We start from the raw sequence: 16,497 nt of genomic DNA, 5'->3' as shown, positions 1-16,497 counted from the left end.
AAGGCTATAGCGTATAGTATGTATGATATCGGATAATTTTAATATCCGGGGTTTTGTGGTAAAAGATTTGGATTGATTTCCAGTTCCGTTTCGGGAATAGGAAGCAGTACATCCGTTGGTTTCCAGTTCGTCTTCAAACCCCCGAGGACTTCTCCAGCAGCACCCGTCCTTTGGAGGTCGAACCAGCGTAATCCTTGCTCGGTAAAAAGTTCGACACGCCGTTCTTGAAATATGGCGTCCAATACATCCGCTACCGTACCGACAGTGGTATCCGGTAATCCAGCCCTATTTCTGATGGAATTCAGGTCCTGTAGTGCACCCGAAATATCCCCAGATCGTGCCCTTGCTTCCGCACGGATCAGGTATTGTTCCGCCAATCGGAACAGAATGGAATATTCCAAGGATTCCGTTTCGATCAAGGTGGCCTTGTATTTATGGGCAAACCGTAGGGTAACGGTGTTGTCCGTATCGGATAAGGTATCGGTCCAATGGGTCTGTCGTAGATCACCGGTTTCAAAGGCCTGTGATAGGTCATCGGTCAAACTGTAGGTCTGGCCGGGAATGAATCGGATGACCAGTTGGTTGGCCACTTGGGTATTCTTTGGGTTCTCCCCGTCTTTGAGCTGCCATATGGTTTCGGGGGATTCCTTTAGGAAAACGTTCTCCAGGTCCGCTTCCAACATAAAATTGTCAATGAGTTCGGTTGCGATCGATGCTGCTTGTTCCCAGTTTTCAGCATATAAGTGCATCCGGGCCAACAAGGCCTTGGCAGCCCATTGATCCGGTAGCACCCGTTCTTCGGAAGTACTATCGGTGCGTTCCAACAGGTCCACGGCCAAAGTGAGGTCGGATAGGATGTTATCCATTACCGTTGTCTCGGTGTTGCGTACCGCAATGTTGTTGTCCAAATAGTCGGTGGTGATGATGTAGGGGATATCGCCGAATAGGAATACTAAAAGGCTGTGCATATAACATCTAACCAATAGCGCCTGTCCCTTGTATTGGTCTTGTTCCATTGCGGTCAGCCTACTTGAGTTCTCGACCCCTTTGATTACATCATTGGCGCTGTATATGAGGTTATACCCCTGGCTCCACCAACCCGTGATAACGTCATTACTAGGTAAAACGTTATGAAGGTACAATTGTGAATATCCGGTATCGAACCCATAATAATCCAATTCGTCGCCGTAGATGCCCAACCCTGTGGTCAGGCCGAAATTACCGGAAACCATGCCCTGTTCCCGCATCTTAAAATAGATATTCGCCAAAGCGGACTCCACTGTCGCCGCATCATTGAAGACCGTTTCGGAAACCAAAATATTTTTAGGGGGTCCCACTTCAACAAAGTCCGAGCAACTGAAAAGTCCCAGTACTAGTAGGAGCAGGGTAATTCGTGGCATCCTACCTGTTTGTTTAAAAAAGTGTTTCGTACCGGGTGTTCTACTGATTGTTATAATTGTCCTGTATTGCATAGTATCAAGATTATGGTTAAAAGCCTAATTGAAGTCCGAGCGTAATCTGTCTCAACTGTGGTAATCGGGTATTGGAAGGTTGTTCGGGATCTGGTCCCTTATAGTTGGTTAGGGTCAAGAGGTTTTGCCCTTGTACGTATATGTTCAGGTCCAGCCCATTCCCTAAATCGGGTACTTTATAATTGATCGAAATATTCCGCAATCGAATAAAAGAGGCATCGGAAACGGCCGCATTGCTACTTTTCTGAAGGGCACCGGTATCCTCTCCAAATGCCAGACCGCCGGAAGCCCTTTGGATGGGATTCTTATCCCCGGGCTGTTGCCATCTATCCAATAGGGCTGTACTGGAATTACCCCTATATCCCGGAGTGGCTCCAAAAGCAATTTCATTGAATGCCTTTTGTTTTTTAAACTGAAGGAAAAAGTCTAAGGTTACATGGTTAAAGGTGATGGTATTGCCCAGACCCCCATAAAAATTGGGTCCGAAGTCTTCCACCCATTGCTTGTCCTCCAAACTGCTTATCGCCCCATCCCCATTGTAATCCTCGAATTGATAGACCCCTGTTTCCGGATCCACGCCCAAGGCATTGTACAATTTTACGATGGTCAAGGGTTCGCCTATGATCAGGCGGTTGGCGAACGTGGACGTTTCCAATCCTTCAAAGGCCACCAGTTTATTTTTGGGTACCGTCAAATTGAGTGTGGTCGACCAAGTAAAATTCTTTTTTTGAAAAATTACCGTTCGGATATCCACTTCGAATCCTGAATTTTCCACGGTGGCATCAAAATTCCCGGTCAGTTCGGAAAAGCCGGTCGTTGCGGCCAATGGAATTCCGATAAGTTGGTTCGACGAACGGTTTCGGTACCAGGAGCTGTTGATCAAGATTCGGTCTTTAAAAAAACCGAGTTCCAAGGCCGCTTCCAGTTTTTTGTTCTCTTCCCATCCGAACAAAGGATTGTATATCCCGGTTGGCTCCAAAATTGTGGTACCATTATAATCGAATCCAGTGACATTATAGGTGTCCAAAAACCTATAGTCCCCGATGTTATCGCTTCCCGTGGTACCAAAACTACCCCGTAGCTTTCCATAGCTTAATAAGGAGTTCCCTTGAAGGTTGTTTTCTTTCGAAAACAGCCATGCCATGCCTACCGAACCAAAATTCCCGAACTGCTTTCCGGGTCCGAATCGGGAGGATCCGTCCCTGCGTCCGGTGAAATTCAGAATATATCTATCCCGAAATTTCAGGTTGAGGCGCCCGAATAGGGCATTGTACCTGTATTCGCTATCAGCATCCTGAAGCACTTCCAAGGTGTTGGCGGCCGTCAGGTTCCGCAGGAGTCCGTCATTGGGAAAACCTGTTCCCTTTTGAATAAACTGTTCGGTGTTTTCCTCTTGGAAGGTCGTTCCGACCAGGAAATCCAACTTGAGCTCTTGCCATTGTTTCTTCCAATGCAACTGTGGTTCCACGATCCAAGAGTTCCTTTTGGAACCATTGGTGGTCAACGAGGCATAATTTTGGGGTGTTAAACCCAGATTGGGGTTTCTTGCCGAACTTGGCAAGGTCCTATAGGAATCCAGGCGATAGCTGTTAAAACCCAGACTGGATTTAAGTTCCAAGTCGGGTATGATTTCATAGGAGACCAGTGCATTGGCGATGAGGGAATTTGTGGTCACCTCTAATTTTTCATCCATGGCAGCTAAAGGATTGTCCCAAGTATTGTTTTCCCAATTGATATTACCTTCAGCATCATAAAGTTCCGGGGCATTGGGTTCCAATGTGTAGGCCTTACTGGTAAAATCGGTTCTGGGCATCCTGTTTTTCTCATTGGTGTAGCTGGTAGAAAGATTGAATTTGAACCGCTTGTTACTGGAGCTGTGGTTCAGGTTGCTGTGAAGGGTCGCTTTTTTATAATTGGCATCCCCAAGGAATACGGTGGTCTCCTTGTTGTAGGCCCCACTGACCAGAAACTGAGTATCCGAGGATCCTCCGGAGACGGAGAGTTGGGCATTGTTTCTATAGGCGGTGCCTCCGATAAGCTTTTTTTGCCAATCCGTATAACGGTCGTTGTCCCAAGATTTAATATCCGGCCAAATATAATCGAATGCTGGATCTTCCAAGAACGGACCAAAACCATCGTTCGTGATTCCTTCCCTTCGTATTTCCAGATACTGTTCCGCGTCCATTAGGTCCAAGAAATTTGATACCCTCCCCAGGGAAGTACTTAGATGGGCGTCGAACCGTGTTTTACCTATTTTTCCTTTTTTAGTGGTAATGAGCACCACTCCATTGGCTGCCCTGGAACCGTAAATTGCGGTGGCATCGGCATCCTTTAATACCTCGATGCTTTCTATGTCATTTGGGTTCAGGGCATTTAAGGGACTGATGTTTCCCCCAAGGATTTGACCGGAAACATTGGATGAACCAAGGGATTGGGCGTTGTACGGTACACCATCAACAAGGTATAAGGGGTCGGAGGCTCCATCGATAAAATTCCGACCACGTATTTCAACATTAAAACCACCCCCCGGTACCCCTGACGATTGGATGATGTTCACACCGGACAAATGCCCTTGCATGGCGGCCAGAGGATTGCCCACTGGCTGTTTTTCCATGGTTATTGCCTTGATCGTAGTGATACTACCGGTACGTTCTTTCTCCGTGACCGTGTAATACCCGGCATTAAGGACAACCTCGTCCAACTGGGTGATGTCCTCCTGTAGGGTTACATTGATTTTTTCCCTGCCATTGATGGTAACCGTTAGGGTCTTAAAACCCATTGCCGAAAAGATAAGTTGGCCATTGCCTGCTACACGAATGCTGTATGTACCGTCCATTTCCGATATGGTCCCTTTGTCCGTTTGTTCCACTAGTATGGTCACGCCTCCAATGGGTTGTCCATTGGTATCGGTAATTAATCCGGAAATAGTGGTTTGTAAGCGGTTTTGATTCGTAATACTTTTTAGGGTATTCGTATACTTGGCCTCGAGTTTAAGGCTAAATAGGGGAGAGAGTAAAGCATATACGGTAAGCAGTAAGCTTAGACTGTTCGTTAAACGTTGTTTTTTCTTCATTATTCAAGTTGTTTTGTTAGACATTGGTATCCCACAATGTCCCGAAAAAGGGAATTGACGGACGTGATTTTCCCTTCGGAACCCACAGGTTAATGGATATGGCAAGGCATTTCCTTTTGATAACACCCATAGGTTGTCCGGTCCAAGTGTTGTTAAGGCTTGGATAGGGAACATGTTAAAATGTATTTAATGCGTTTTATGGCCGGCTACCATGAAGTATTCGTTCTCGTCAGCTATGGGCAAAAGTGATGTCGTCAACCGGAATTCAATGTGGTAGAAAACCCATAACTACTACCAAGGATTAAATTGGACTTTTTGGCTTTTTCTTGAAGAGGAGATCAAATACGGTTTCTTCATTCCCATATTTGGATGGGAACAGTTGTATTGCCCCTAATCTAAAAAAAAGCACAATCAATTTATTTTCCATTTCAACCTTGATGGTTTGGCGAAACCCTTAAAAACAAATCTTCAAAAAGCGCTAAGAATAGTTGGGCGTGAAACTCAACTTATCTGTTAGAGGTACTGGTATACCGTGCACCGATAAGAGAGCCCACGCCCGGGTCGTGAGCAATCTGCTTATCATCTCAGGTGCAAAAATTACCAGTTTTCTAACAGAGACTCTAAGCGAAAGCTTCAAATATGTTCTATACGAAGAATCGCAAATTTATGTAACTATAAGTAAATATAATAAAAAAATTAATAGTGGGTAATTATACCCACGTTTTTTTATTGAAAACTGGGGACATTGTACATTCAAGAGATTATATGGAGATTGATATGCATGGTACAAAGTTTTTATTACTTTTTGGTCGCAACTTGAAAAGGTTAAGAAATTCTCAAAATCTAAGTTTACGACAATTGGCTACCCGTTGTAATATTGATTATAGTGATATTGGTAAAATCGAGAAAGGTAAAAGAAATATTCAAATGTCTACAATATTGGAACTTTCTACAGGCATGGGAGTCCACCCAAAAGAACTGTTCGATTTTGAGTTTGAATGGAAGCCTGAGGATTTTGGATAAAAAAATTGCAATACGTTAATATTTGAAATCTTTAAATCCGGAAAAGTGCTGCTGTCCAATCAATCGATACCGGGGAATTTTCTACAAATCCGATCTTGGATGAAAAACTAATCTATCTTTCTCTTGATAAACCAAATATCAGATAGGGATATATTTAAATTTATTGAATTAAAGTTTTGCTCAATTAAGATATCTTCTGTTGAGCCCCATTTCCCATACGTATATGAAATATTGATTGTATTGTTGTTTTTGAACCCAATGGGTAGACCAATGCCCAATGAGAGTGAATTAGCTTGGATTTTTTTATCATTTATTCTCAAATATCCTGAATCATAGTTGTATCCGGCCCTAAAATCGATTCGTTTCCAATAGTTGAACGCGTATTTGTCTATTGTGTATTCTACCCCAAGTGCAATAACATCTTGATCGGAAAAACGACCGATATTATCTTCTTGGTCTGTCATATCCCAAAAGCTTCTTTTATAGTCAAGATTGAGTGTAAGACTTTTATTATAAACTGCGCTTACCCCTAGTTTTACCTTTAAGGGAAGAATAAAATCATCAATGGATTCATTGTACTCGTTTTCAACGATTATGTAATCTGAATCCGAAGTTTTATTTATTTCCGTATCCTTACTCGCCTTTAATATTACGGGGGCATCAACAACTAACCCCCAATTATAATTGTTGTGTTTTAATTGAAACCCAACTCCGAATTGGGCACCTCTATAGTAATTTTCTTTGGTAATTTTAAGCATACTATTGTTTATTCGTACGGTTTCATTTTCATCAATCTTACCAAATAAGTATGAAATGTTGAAGCCTACATTTAAACTATCAAGAATGCTTGTCCCGTAATCCAATCGTACAGTGTTTAGACCTCCGGACCCTATAACATTACTTATATAGCTTTGTTCGCTACCTTCAACTTCAGTTTCAACCCCTATTAGGGCATAACCTACATCCGTTGCAGGCATTAAGGTAAGCCCAATACCATATTTGCCATTCGTATTGAATGCCAAGGCTATATTGGAAAAATTACCTGCACCTCTGTTTTCATTATCCTTGCCATTGGAAACTTTGTCTATTTCCGCAGAGAAACCTACATCAAATAAAAATCGCTTTTTAGGAATGGTTGCGAATAAAGCGGGATTATGAATATTGATATTGGAGTAGATATCGGAAGCAACCCCGGATTTTCCTAAACCACTATTCTTTCCTACATTGGAATTGGTTTCGATCCCTAATCCGAAAAGGGAATATGGGGAACCGGTTAGATTATTTGCTTGTGAATGGATGTTAGTGAACCCCAAAGTTGCAATTAGTATTACCGTAGCGTTAATCGTCTTCATTTTCATAGAGTGCATAAGTAATTATCAGTTTAGTTGTATAGCCTTCATTTAAATATGTGTCTGAGAATAGAATTCGACTAACGGTTGAGTTATTGTCTTTTGGTATTAGAATCAAAGCATCATCGATTAGGGGACTTTGATAGAGTTTTCGGTCGATGTAACGCAATACAGGTATGTTGTAATACAATTCATTGAATTCTTCATTATTGGAATTTATTATTGCATATGCCCCGCCATAGGAATGTGTGATTTGGTCAGAAATAGTATTGTTTTGGTCAACTACATATAAGGAAAGTGAGTCAATAATTGGAAGTAAATCCGAATACGAGGATTTTTTAGGTTTCAAATGTAAGAAGGCACTTAAGACTGTGCCTTCCCCAGTGATATCCAATACATTACGAATTGTAGGGAATCTGATTCGTGTTGTATACCCTGTGCCTGATTGGTAATAACTTATATTATTGGTCGCTGTTGAATTTATATTTATCTCTTGATTTGTAAGATCTTCAAGATCTGGATTGGGAACCGTATTCTTGATTTTATTAAAACACGATATGGGGTTAGGGTTAATGTATAGATCGAACGTGCGTTCGTCAGAACCATCTTCTTGAGGCACCTTGTAATAAAACCTGACATATGTTTTTTCACTGCGTTTGGAAAAACCAGTGATGGAAGCATCATCTTGTTGTCCTGGTTGTAGGGTAATCCCCTTGAATGTTTGGATTAAATCATCATTATCATCAATTTCGTCAACTATTGCCTGAAAAATATTATTTCCGAAGTTTATTGGCAATGGTATATAAAGTGAATCACTATTCGGTTCGGGATAATATTCGAAAGTTGTTGTAGGTATTTGGCTATAAGGTACGTTACTGGTATTATAAAATGCTTGGTCATCAGATTCTAGAAAATCCGTTAATACATGAATATTGATTGTGCTTACCCTGGTCGTATCATTATAAAAATACTTGTCATAACCTAGTATTAGACCAACACTATCTATGACTGCTTCATCATCGATGTTGAAGTTAGAACCATTGAGTTCAAAATAGCTTGATGATTTGATTTCCCCAAAATAGTCATCTTCGTATTGTCCTACTAAAATCCTATTGGTATTGGATGTAATTATGCTATCGAACTTAAAGGTTGTTAACTCTACATCAAAGGTGTCAATGCTGATTACCCTGACTTCGGAGTTTGTGAATTCTTGACCCACGACCAAAGTTGGCATCTCTTGCATATTGGACGAGCAACTGGTTATTATTGAAAGTAATAACGAAATTAGTATACACTTGTTCATCATTATAAAGAATTAATTAGATGCAAATAAAAAGTATGGGAGCAACCCAAAGAATTAAATTATACACAGCAGTGGTTTAGCTCTATGAAACACAGAAAACACTCTATAAAAAATTAACAGATCATAATTATGGATTAGTAGATTGTTAAGAGGCCCTGGTATATTTCATTTAATAAACTGGATTTATGGTTTTAGGTTTGCTTCATGAAGAGGATTTTTAGTTTGTTTTATTTTATTGGAAGCATGCTGTTTATGAAGGCTCAAGGACCATTGAATAAAGCAAATAGCGAATCAACAATAACTAGTGGTTATTCATTGTATACTAATGTTGGTGATGTAGAAATGACTAAGAAATCAATAAGTATGGATGTATTTAAAACATATGCTACAGGTACCCTACTATTTGGAGTGGGTCTTGAATACTGGAATCGTAGGTTTAATGATATTGGGGAGAACCGATTGTTTGGGTCTTTCGAAGACTCATATTCCATAGGTTTAACAAGTACATACACACAAAAATGTAATGGGAATTGGAGTGTCGGTCTGAGTTTTACACCACAGTTAAACGCTACACTTAAAAGAGAATTGGGTAGTGACGATATGATTTTGGCAGGGAACATACAAATTGGTAAAGAGTGGGACTCTTCAATTTCCAATGGAAAGGCAAAAATGGCTTTTGGTCTTTATTACGATATTTTATTCGGGGAGCCCCAGCTATTTCCTTTTGTTTCTTATTCAAATATGATAAATCAATCTTGGGATTATACTATTGGTTTTCCTTTGAGCAGTTTAAGGTATAGCCTGAATGAATATCATGATTTTGATATTTTGATTTACCCTGAGGGTAATTACACAAATACTTCTGAGGGTATTTCTATAAATGGCACGGACACGATCTTAAATAGTAAACTAGAGTTTAAAACGCTGGTAATTAGGATGGATTACAATTCGATAATTGATGATTATTGGGCAGTGAGTTTCGGAATTTCTTATTTGCCCAATACTGAATTAAGGATTTTGGATACCAATGATACAGAAATCTATTCTTTTGGATCTACCGAATCTCTTTGCATAAACTTTGGAGTTAAATATAAACTAAATTAAAAAACATTATAATGAAACAACGATTAGACAGAAGCCTTGTTATTCTTTTAATGATTGGTTTTTTATCGCTAACTTTTAGCTGCTCATCAGATGATGATGATGATGATTTGGGTAACTGGACGAAACGTTCCTCCTTTAATGAAGAGCCTAGAAGCAACGCTGTGGCGTTTAGTGTTGGCAATAATGGTTATATGGGGACAGGTTATGACGGGGATGATTATCTAGGGGATTTTTGGAAGTATGATTTTGATATTGATGCATGGCAGCAGTTGGCTGACTATCCGGGCATGGTAAGAAGTTCCGCAGTTTCTTTTACAATTGGAAATGAAGGTTTTGTAGGAGCCGGTTATAATGGGGATATAAATGAAGAATTAAGTGACTTTTACAAGTACGATACGGGTAGTAACACTTGGATACCTATAGCAGATTATGGCGGTGGTCCCAGAAGGGGTGCGGTAGGGTTTAGTTCAAACAGCCATGGGTATGTTGGGACTGGATATGACGGCGATGGGGATAAAAAGGATTTTTGGAAATATGACCCAGCAACAGATACGTGGACTGAATTATTAGGTTTTGGGGGAGATAAACGTAGAGAGGCCGCAACTTTCAAAATAGATGATAAGGTTTACTTGTGTACCGGAGTGAATAATGGTGTTTATGTAAAAGATTTTTGGGTGTTTGATGTTAACACAGAGCAATGGAGTTCGTTTAAAAATCTGGACCATGATGATTATGATGATGATTATTTGGATATTATGAGAGCCAGCGCTGTAGGGTTTAGTATGGCTGGAAGAGGCTATATCGCTTGTGGGGAAAGACCTGGTGCTATGAAGACCATTTGGGAATATAGGCCTGAAAACAACTCTTGGGAACAAAAATTATCATTCGAAAGAAATGCAAGGCAGGATGCCATCTCCTTTGGTAATGGGGAGCGGGCATTTGTATCCCTTGGCAGGAATGGTACCTTGTATTTAGATGATACTATGGAATTTTTCCCATTTGAGTGGGAAGATGAAGATGATAATTAAAAAGGGCTCGACTCGTCCCTGACTAGTATTGGGTTTTTATAAATACCCCCTTCAATATATGATTTGGTTGTATTTACAAGTCGGGTAATGTGGTGTGGATCCATATATGAATTTAACATCGTGAATGCCTCGCTCTATTTGATGATGTTATGTGATTCTATAGTTGGATTAATGATCTTGGATAAAGTCGTTTGGTTGTTTATGCTTAATGTTGAGTGATGATGATGGTTGAGTCTGGTATTGGTTGTGTCATAAAATAATTTCCTATACCAGACTCTTTTTTAAAGATTGATCGATAGGGCCATTATTAATTCAAAAGCGCACTGGATTTATATTTTGAATATGGTGAAAGCTATGATTGCGGATAATATTTGAGTAGTTAAAATAATTTTGGTTGGTTAGTGTGTGGGTCAGGTATCGATATTGTTATCGTGGTTTAGCATAAGGTTACAAATTTCTTTACCTGACCCATTTTTTTGTTGAACATGAAAAGAATAATTACATACATATTAGTGTTTTTTACGATAACCATTGTTGTAACATATTTTAGTATGCTTCTTTACAGGCAAGTAGAAATGAATAAATCCGATTCCTCTTTGGAATTGATCGTAAAGGAAACCGAACATGGTTGGGGCTATGAAATATTAGAAGACAATAAAATCATAGTGATACAGGAAATAATACCAGGAGTTATTGGAAATCAGTATTTTAAAACAAAAAAGGATGCAAAAAAAATTGGGCTATTGGTTTTAACTAAGTTAAAAAACAATAAGCGACCAATAATCACAGCAGAGGACTTAGAGGAAAATAGGATAGAATATAAAAATTAGGACAATAGATAATAATGACGGTCTTAGAGAATAATATAAAGAAGGTTTTAGTGCATGTATTACTTTGGATTTGTTTTTCCATGTTTTCCATTAGTGTTGCGAGTATTGAAATTGGAGATGTGCCCAATGAAATGATTACAAGGTTGATTTTTAATCCCATCTTATTTTATAGCAATAGCCTTTTGCTGGTTCCTTATTTATTATTGAAGAAAAGAATCGGGTTGTACATTGTTTTTTCCATATTGTTGTTGCTTGTTTTTAACTATTTGATAATCAGTATTTTTGGTGTTTCGTTCTTCAGGTTTTTAAATCATCCCGTACAAACGGAAAATGGTTTGCTCAAAATACACAATATACGCTATATCGCCCCTACTGTTTTTTCCTTATCTTTTTTCTTGTTAGGTGGTGTTTTTGGATTAGCGAATGATTTTTATAGACGTGAAAGAAATGATAAAATAAAGGTTAAGGAGCAGAAGGAAATGGAGCTTCAATTTTTAAGAACACAATTAAAACCCCACTTTTTATTTAACACTTTAAATAGTATCTATTTTTTGGTAAGAAGTAAATCGGAGGATGCACCGGAGGCGGTCATCACACTTTCGGAACTAATGCGGTATATGTTGTATGAAGTAGGAAAGAACAAAGTGTCATTGGAGAGGGAAATCGAATATATAAACAATTATATTTCTTTACAAAAATTACGATTGGCCGACAGCGAACACATAAAACTGGTAATTGATGAGGATTGCGGGAATCTAAAAATTTATCCTTTGTTGTTGATTTCCTTTATAGAGAATGCCTTTAAGCACGGAACTACCCATGATGGTCGAACTTTTATTGATATTACCATTACTGTTGATGAAGGTTTTCTTTTTTTTAAAGTAAGGAATATCATAGGATTAAAAAAGAAGGATATAGATAATTCAGGAATTGGTATGGATAATATCAAATCCCAATTGGAGTATTTATATGGAGGTAATTATAGTTTGACGACTTGTGTTGAAGAAGAGTATTACAATGTGTATTTGGAAATATATTTGCTATGAATTGTATTATAATTGATGATGAACCAATGGCCATTAAGGTTTTGGAGTCCTACTGTGAATCGGTTGATTCCATAACCGTACTAGGTACTTTTGCCAATGCATTGGAAGCTATTGACTTTATAAAGGACCATACTGTGGATCTGATTTTTTCGGATATAGAAATGCATCATATTAATGGTATAGATTTTATAAAATCCCTCGAGGACAATAGACCTATTTTCATTTTTACGACGGCTTATCCGCAGTATGCCTTGGAAGGCTTTGAGTTAAATGCCATAGATTATTTGGTCAAACCCATACCTTTTCCAAGATTCATAAAAGCTATTCAACGGGCCAAACAACAGCTGAAATTCACAGAATTGAATAAAAATGTTCAAACCCAGGTCGGTAATAATCGAGTGCATTTGGAAGATGATTTCGTATTTATCAAATCGGAATATGATAATATTAGAATATTGGTAAGTGACATAAAATATATACAAGGATTTAAGGATTATCTAAAAGTGTTTACCCAAACGAATGGTCAGATATTGACCCTCACCAATTTTAGGGATTTCCAAGCTAAATTACCTGGCACTCTTTTTATCAGAATACATCGATCCTATGTAGTTAATATTTCAAAAATCGAACTGCTACAACGAAATAAGGTAATTATTGATGGTGAGAGAATTCCAATAGGGGAAAATTACAAAGAGGCATTTTTTGAGAGAATAGGAATTTAAGAAGGCTTAAGTAAAAAATACATTAGGACGGGAATTTCACACCCCTGAACTAACCATTTGGTTAAACCAAATGGTTAAACGTAATAGTTATGAATATGAGATCATTAAAGGTAAAAGACCAAATTTTAAGAGCTGCAAATGAGATATTCCAGGCCAAAGGCCTGCATGGTTCAAGAATGCAGGAAATCGCTGATTTGGCAGAAGTCAATAAATCGCTTATCCACTACTATTTCAAAAATAAGCAAACACTCTATGAGATGGTTTTCAACAATGTCTTCTACATAGTGGCACCACAAATAGACGATATTATCAATGACGAATCTACAATTGAAGATAAAATAAGAAGATTCTCTTCAAACTATTTTGCTTTTAAACAAAAGCATCCTCATCTATCAAATTTTGTGATTCACGAATTAAATGAAAATGGGGACTTTTTCGACAGCTTAAAAACACATCCAAAATTTCCCAATATTGAAAAGTTCAAGATACAAGTTGAAAGGGAAATACGGGCAGGTATTTTAATCCCTATTAATCCAGAACAATTATTTATACACATTCTATCCTTGAATATTTTCCCTTGTATGGCTGAACCCTTTATAAGAGGGCTAACGAACAGTGATCCAAATACTTATAAGTCAATATTGAAAACCCGAAAAACCGAAGTAGCAGATTTTATCATTAATTCAATAAAACGTAAATAAATGAGACTTACTATTTTAATTATTTTTTTATTACTGACCACAATGTCGTGGTCTCAAAAGGCGCTTACTTTAGAAGAGTGCTACCAGCTTGTTAATGAAAACTATCCATTAACAAAACAAACGGCAATGCTCAATTCGCAACAAGAATTTGAAAGATCTTCCATAAATGCTAAAAAACTACCTCAAGTTGGACTATCCGCACAAGGAACGTATCAATCTGACGTGATCGAGATTCCTATTACGGGAAACACCGTAGAATCCTTAAACAAGGAGCAGTATCGAGCCAATCTTACCGTAAACCAATTAATATACGGAGGGGGACTTAATATTAAATCGGATTTAAATAACGCTAAATACAATACAGGTAGAAAACAAATCGAGGTTGACCTATATCAATTAAAGTCCCAGATTAACCAATTCTATTTTTCAATATTATTAATGCAAGAAAAGCATCAACTTTTACTTTTAAAACAGGAGCAGTTAACCACCAAATTAAAAGAAGTGAAGTCCGGTATCGCAAATGGCACACTTCTCCCGACATCGGATAGGACCATAGAAGTAGAACTTTTGAAAATAGAACAGGATATTGAATCAACTTTGAAAGAAAAGGCATCATTAATCAGTAGTTTGTCTTCAATAATAGGAATAGTTCTAGATGAAAATACCGTGTTTGAGACCCCTATGGTCAATACCTCCATGACTTCTGAAATAGAACGTCCGGAACTAGAATTATTCAACCTCAAAAAAAAGGAAATCGAAGCTTCTACTTCCTTGTTGGCCATTGAAAATGCACCAAAACTCTCTGGTTTTGTTGATGGTGGCCTTGGAAATCCAGGATTGAATATGCTTGACAATTCATTTCAAGGTTTCTATACGGTTGGTTTGAAATTAAAATGGAATGTCTTTGATTGGAATTCCAACAAAAAGGAACGCAGGGCCTTAAAAATCAACGAGGACATTCTGGATAATGAAACAGAGGTGTTTAAACTGAATACGAATATCGAACTGGACCAGCACGAATCCGATATTAAAAAGTTAATGGAATTATTAGTGAAAGATAGTGAAATTATAGCTCTAAGAAGGGAAGTCTTAAGTGCCACCGAGTCTCAATTGCGTAACGGGGTAATTACCACATCTATCTACATTACGGAATTAACAAATTTATATGAAGAAGAAAACCGGTTAGTAACCCATACAATTCAACTGGAATTGGCAAAATCAAATTATAATATTATCAAAGGGAATTAAGCACAAAATTCCTATTTACGAATCAGCAATCAACAAAAGTAGTATTAAGATCATTTCTTAAGGATAAAAACATTTAAAAATAAACAAAATGAAGATGCAGCAGACAAATTTAATAGTATTAAGCTTACTTGTTTTGAGTTTGATTTCATGCAATGGCGACAGCAATGGGGCGGATGGTTATGGAAACTTTGAGGCAACTGAAATTATAATTTCGGCAGAGAACAATGGTAAACTCATGTCGTTCAATGTTCAAGAAGGCAATGTTATCAAAAAAGAAGCTTTCATAGGCTTCATTGATACCATTCCTCTGACGATTAAACGGGAAGAATTATATACATCAAAAGAAATTATATCCTCAAAATCAAAAGGTGTCCTTTCTGAAATATCTGTTTTAAAAGCTAAACTTAAAACAGCGCGAATCAATGAAGTCCGAACTGAAAAGCTAATTCAGGATAACGCTGGGACCCAACAACAATTGGACGATATTATTGGGGAAATAAACGTACTCAACCAACAAATTAGAAGTATTGAGATCCAAAATGCATCAACGCTCAATGAGCTCAAATCCATAGATGTACAGTTAAAGCAAGTTGATGACCAAATAAGTAAGAGTAGAATCGTCAACCCTATCGAGGGCACTGTCCTAGTCACTTATGCAGAACAAGGCGAGGTGTTTTCATTTGGCAAGCCCCTATATAAGATAGCGGATTTAAACAACATGCAATTACGTGCATACATCAGTGAAACTCAACTTTCTACAATTAGCATTGGAGAGGAAGTAATAGTTAAGGTCGATTCTGATGATAGTATGAGATCGTACACAGGACATATCAGTTGGATAGCTTCAGAAGCAGAATTCACACCTAAAATCATTCAAACCAAGGAGGAGCGGGTAGCATTGGTTTATGCCATTAAGGTTGATGTGGTAAATGATGGTGGCTTAAAAATAGGAATGCCGGCAGAAGTATGGCTTAAGAATTCAACCGATAATATTCACTAAAAAACAACAATGAAATATTTGATTTTAGTATTGAGCCTAATGGCTTTAGTAAGCTGTAAAGACGGTAAAAACAAAGAAGACAAAACCATCACAAGCACTACAACAAAACCGGCCTTGGCATCTACGAACAAAGAATGGCAGAACGGGGCTTCTAGTGTATATGACAATTCATGGACGGAAGAAATCGTAATGAACAATGGTATCAAATGGAAAGCCGACGCAACAACTAATGAGGTTATTTTGAAAATGCAAAATAACATCGAAGTCCAAACTCTCAAAACACTAGAGGATTATCATCAATTAGCCGAACAACTCAATGAAGACATTTTTTTTATTGTAAATAATTGTACAATGAAAGGAGGCTCCCACGATAATTTACACATTTGGCTCGTACCACTAATACATAAAATCGAAGCACTCTCAGAAACAAAAACGATTGAAAATGCATCAAAAATCAAAAATAGTATAATAGAGAATATCGTTTTTTATGACAACTACTTCGAATAGGAAATAAATAAAATTGTAACGGATATGGATATATATATTAACGATAATAGTTGCGAACAAAACCTAAAAGGAGGGATAACCTCTCCAGAAG

Annotated in this window: 14 protein-coding genes; 10 read left to right on the top strand and 4 right to left on the bottom strand. The window is 38.0% G+C overall.

What is annotated here, in order from left to right; translation table 11 throughout:
• Positions 1 to 38: 38 nt before the first annotated feature.
• The gene (locus tag PHU20_RS04790) at positions 39 to 1,400 is read right to left on the bottom strand and encodes a RagB/SusD family nutrient uptake outer membrane protein (protein ID WP_274824204.1); all 1,362 of its coding nucleotides are present in this window, start codon (positions 1,398 to 1,400) and stop codon (positions 39 to 41) included.
• A gap of 88 nt (positions 1,401 to 1,488) precedes the next feature.
• Positions 1,489 to 4,545: a SusC/RagA family TonB-linked outer membrane protein gene (locus tag PHU20_RS04785; protein ID WP_274824203.1), complete on the bottom strand. Its 3,057-nt coding sequence runs from the start codon at positions 4,543 to 4,545 to the stop codon at positions 1,489 to 1,491.
• Between the two features lie 702 nt (positions 4,546 to 5,247).
• Between PHU20_RS04785 and PHU20_RS04780 the strand changes: the two genes are divergently transcribed.
• Positions 5,248 to 5,568 (top strand): helix-turn-helix domain-containing protein, encoded by a 321-nt coding sequence (locus PHU20_RS04780; protein ID WP_274824202.1) that lies wholly within the window; start codon positions 5,248 to 5,250, stop codon positions 5,566 to 5,568.
• Between the two features lie 107 nt (positions 5,569 to 5,675).
• Here the strand turns inward: PHU20_RS04780 and bamG are convergent, their stop codons facing one another.
• Together bamG and PHU20_RS04770 are read right to left on the bottom strand one after the other, a co-directional pair.
• Positions 5,676 to 6,920: a BamG family beta-barrel-assembly machinery protein gene (gene bamG, locus PHU20_RS04775; RefSeq protein ID WP_274824201.1), complete on the bottom strand. Its 1,245-nt coding sequence runs from the start codon at positions 6,918 to 6,920 to the stop codon at positions 5,676 to 5,678.
• Positions 6,907 to 8,151: a DUF4270 family protein gene (locus tag PHU20_RS04770; protein ID WP_274824200.1), complete on the bottom strand. Its 1,245-nt coding sequence runs from the start codon at positions 8,149 to 8,151 to the stop codon at positions 6,907 to 6,909. Before PHU20_RS04770 ends, bamG begins: the two co-directional genes overlap by 14 nt.
• 273 nt (positions 8,152 to 8,424) lie before the next feature.
• On the opposite strand from PHU20_RS04770, the gene PHU20_RS04765 reads away from it, so the two are divergent.
• The 9 genes from PHU20_RS04765 (at position 8,425) to PHU20_RS04725 (ending at position 16,406) form a co-directional block, all read left to right on the top strand.
• Positions 8,425 to 9,324 (top strand): hypothetical protein, encoded by a 900-nt coding sequence (locus PHU20_RS04765; RefSeq protein ID WP_274824199.1) that lies wholly within the window; start codon positions 8,425 to 8,427, stop codon positions 9,322 to 9,324.
• Positions 9,325 to 9,335: 11 nt separating this feature from the next.
• Positions 9,336 to 10,352, top strand: a complete 1,017-nt coding sequence (locus tag PHU20_RS04760) for a Kelch repeat-containing protein (RefSeq protein ID WP_274824198.1) — start codon at positions 9,336 to 9,338, stop codon at positions 10,350 to 10,352.
• Positions 10,353 to 10,837: 485 nt separating this feature from the next.
• Positions 10,838 to 11,182, top strand: a complete 345-nt coding sequence (locus PHU20_RS04755) for a DUF4907 domain-containing protein (protein WP_274824197.1) — start codon at positions 10,838 to 10,840, stop codon at positions 11,180 to 11,182.
• Between the two features lie 14 nt (positions 11,183 to 11,196).
• Positions 11,197 to 12,228, top strand: a complete 1,032-nt coding sequence (locus PHU20_RS04750) for a sensor histidine kinase (RefSeq protein WP_274824196.1) — start codon at positions 11,197 to 11,199, stop codon at positions 12,226 to 12,228.
• Positions 12,225 to 12,950, top strand: a complete 726-nt coding sequence (locus PHU20_RS04745) for a LytR/AlgR family response regulator transcription factor (protein ID WP_274824195.1) — start codon at positions 12,225 to 12,227, stop codon at positions 12,948 to 12,950. Before PHU20_RS04750 ends, PHU20_RS04745 begins: the two co-directional genes overlap by 4 nt.
• A gap of 89 nt (positions 12,951 to 13,039) precedes the next feature.
• Positions 13,040 to 13,651: a TetR/AcrR family transcriptional regulator gene (locus tag PHU20_RS04740; RefSeq protein ID WP_274824194.1), complete on the top strand. Its 612-nt coding sequence runs from the start codon at positions 13,040 to 13,042 to the stop codon at positions 13,649 to 13,651.
• A gap of 126 nt (positions 13,652 to 13,777) precedes the next feature.
• Positions 13,778 to 14,899: a TolC family protein gene (locus PHU20_RS04735; protein WP_476703471.1), complete on the top strand. Its 1,122-nt coding sequence runs from the start codon at positions 13,778 to 13,780 to the stop codon at positions 14,897 to 14,899.
• A gap of 88 nt (positions 14,900 to 14,987) precedes the next feature.
• Positions 14,988 to 15,899 (top strand): HlyD family secretion protein, encoded by a 912-nt coding sequence (locus PHU20_RS04730; protein ID WP_338040877.1) that lies wholly within the window; start codon positions 14,988 to 14,990, stop codon positions 15,897 to 15,899.
• Between the two features lie 9 nt (positions 15,900 to 15,908).
• Entirely contained in the window at positions 15,909 to 16,406 is a 498-nt protein-coding gene (locus PHU20_RS04725) for a hypothetical protein (protein ID WP_274824192.1), read from the top strand.
• The last annotated feature ends 91 nt before the right edge of the window (positions 16,407 to 16,497 follow it).

It is taken from the genome of Maribacter polysaccharolyticus (assembly GCF_028882255.1).
In the GTDB taxonomy this organism is placed as follows: domain Bacteria; phylum Bacteroidota; class Bacteroidia; order Flavobacteriales; family Flavobacteriaceae; genus Maribacter_A; species Maribacter_A polysaccharolyticus.
This window is presented reverse-complemented; position numbering and strand designations above follow the sequence as displayed.

Bases quoted from the DNA above. Each gene is read 5' to 3' on its own strand.
- bamG (WP_274824201.1), bottom strand. From the start codon at position 6,920: ATGAAGACGATTAACGCTACGGTAATACTAATTGCAACTTTGGGGTTC.
- PHU20_RS04755 (WP_274824197.1), top strand. From the start codon at position 10,838: ATGAAAAGAATAATTACATACATATTAGTGTTTTTTACGATAACCATT.
- PHU20_RS04750 (WP_274824196.1), top strand. From the start codon at position 11,197: ATGACGGTCTTAGAGAATAATATAAAGAAGGTTTTAGTGCATGTATTA.
- PHU20_RS04745 (WP_274824195.1), top strand. From the start codon at position 12,225: ATGAATTGTATTATAATTGATGATGAACCAATGGCCATTAAGGTTTTG.
- PHU20_RS04740 (WP_274824194.1), top strand. From the start codon at position 13,040: ATGAATATGAGATCATTAAAGGTAAAAGACCAAATTTTAAGAGCTGCA.
- PHU20_RS04785 (WP_274824203.1), bottom strand. From the start codon at position 4,545: ATGAAGAAAAAACAACGTTTAACGAACAGTCTAAGCTTACTGCTTACC.
- PHU20_RS04790 (WP_274824204.1), bottom strand. From the start codon at position 1,400: ATGCCACGAATTACCCTGCTCCTACTAGTACTGGGACTTTTCAGTTGC.
- PHU20_RS04765 (WP_274824199.1), top strand. From the start codon at position 8,425: ATGAAGAGGATTTTTAGTTTGTTTTATTTTATTGGAAGCATGCTGTTT.
- PHU20_RS04735 (WP_476703471.1), top strand. From the start codon at position 13,778: ATGCTCAATTCGCAACAAGAATTTGAAAGATCTTCCATAAATGCTAAA.
- PHU20_RS04760 (WP_274824198.1), top strand. From the start codon at position 9,336: ATGAAACAACGATTAGACAGAAGCCTTGTTATTCTTTTAATGATTGGT.
- PHU20_RS04725 (WP_274824192.1), top strand. From the start codon at position 15,909: ATGAAATATTTGATTTTAGTATTGAGCCTAATGGCTTTAGTAAGCTGT.
- PHU20_RS04730 (WP_338040877.1), top strand. From the start codon at position 14,988: ATGAAGATGCAGCAGACAAATTTAATAGTATTAAGCTTACTTGTTTTG.
- PHU20_RS04770 (WP_274824200.1), bottom strand. From the start codon at position 8,151: ATGCCAACTTTGGTCGTGGGTCAAGAATTCACAAACTCCGAAGTCAGG.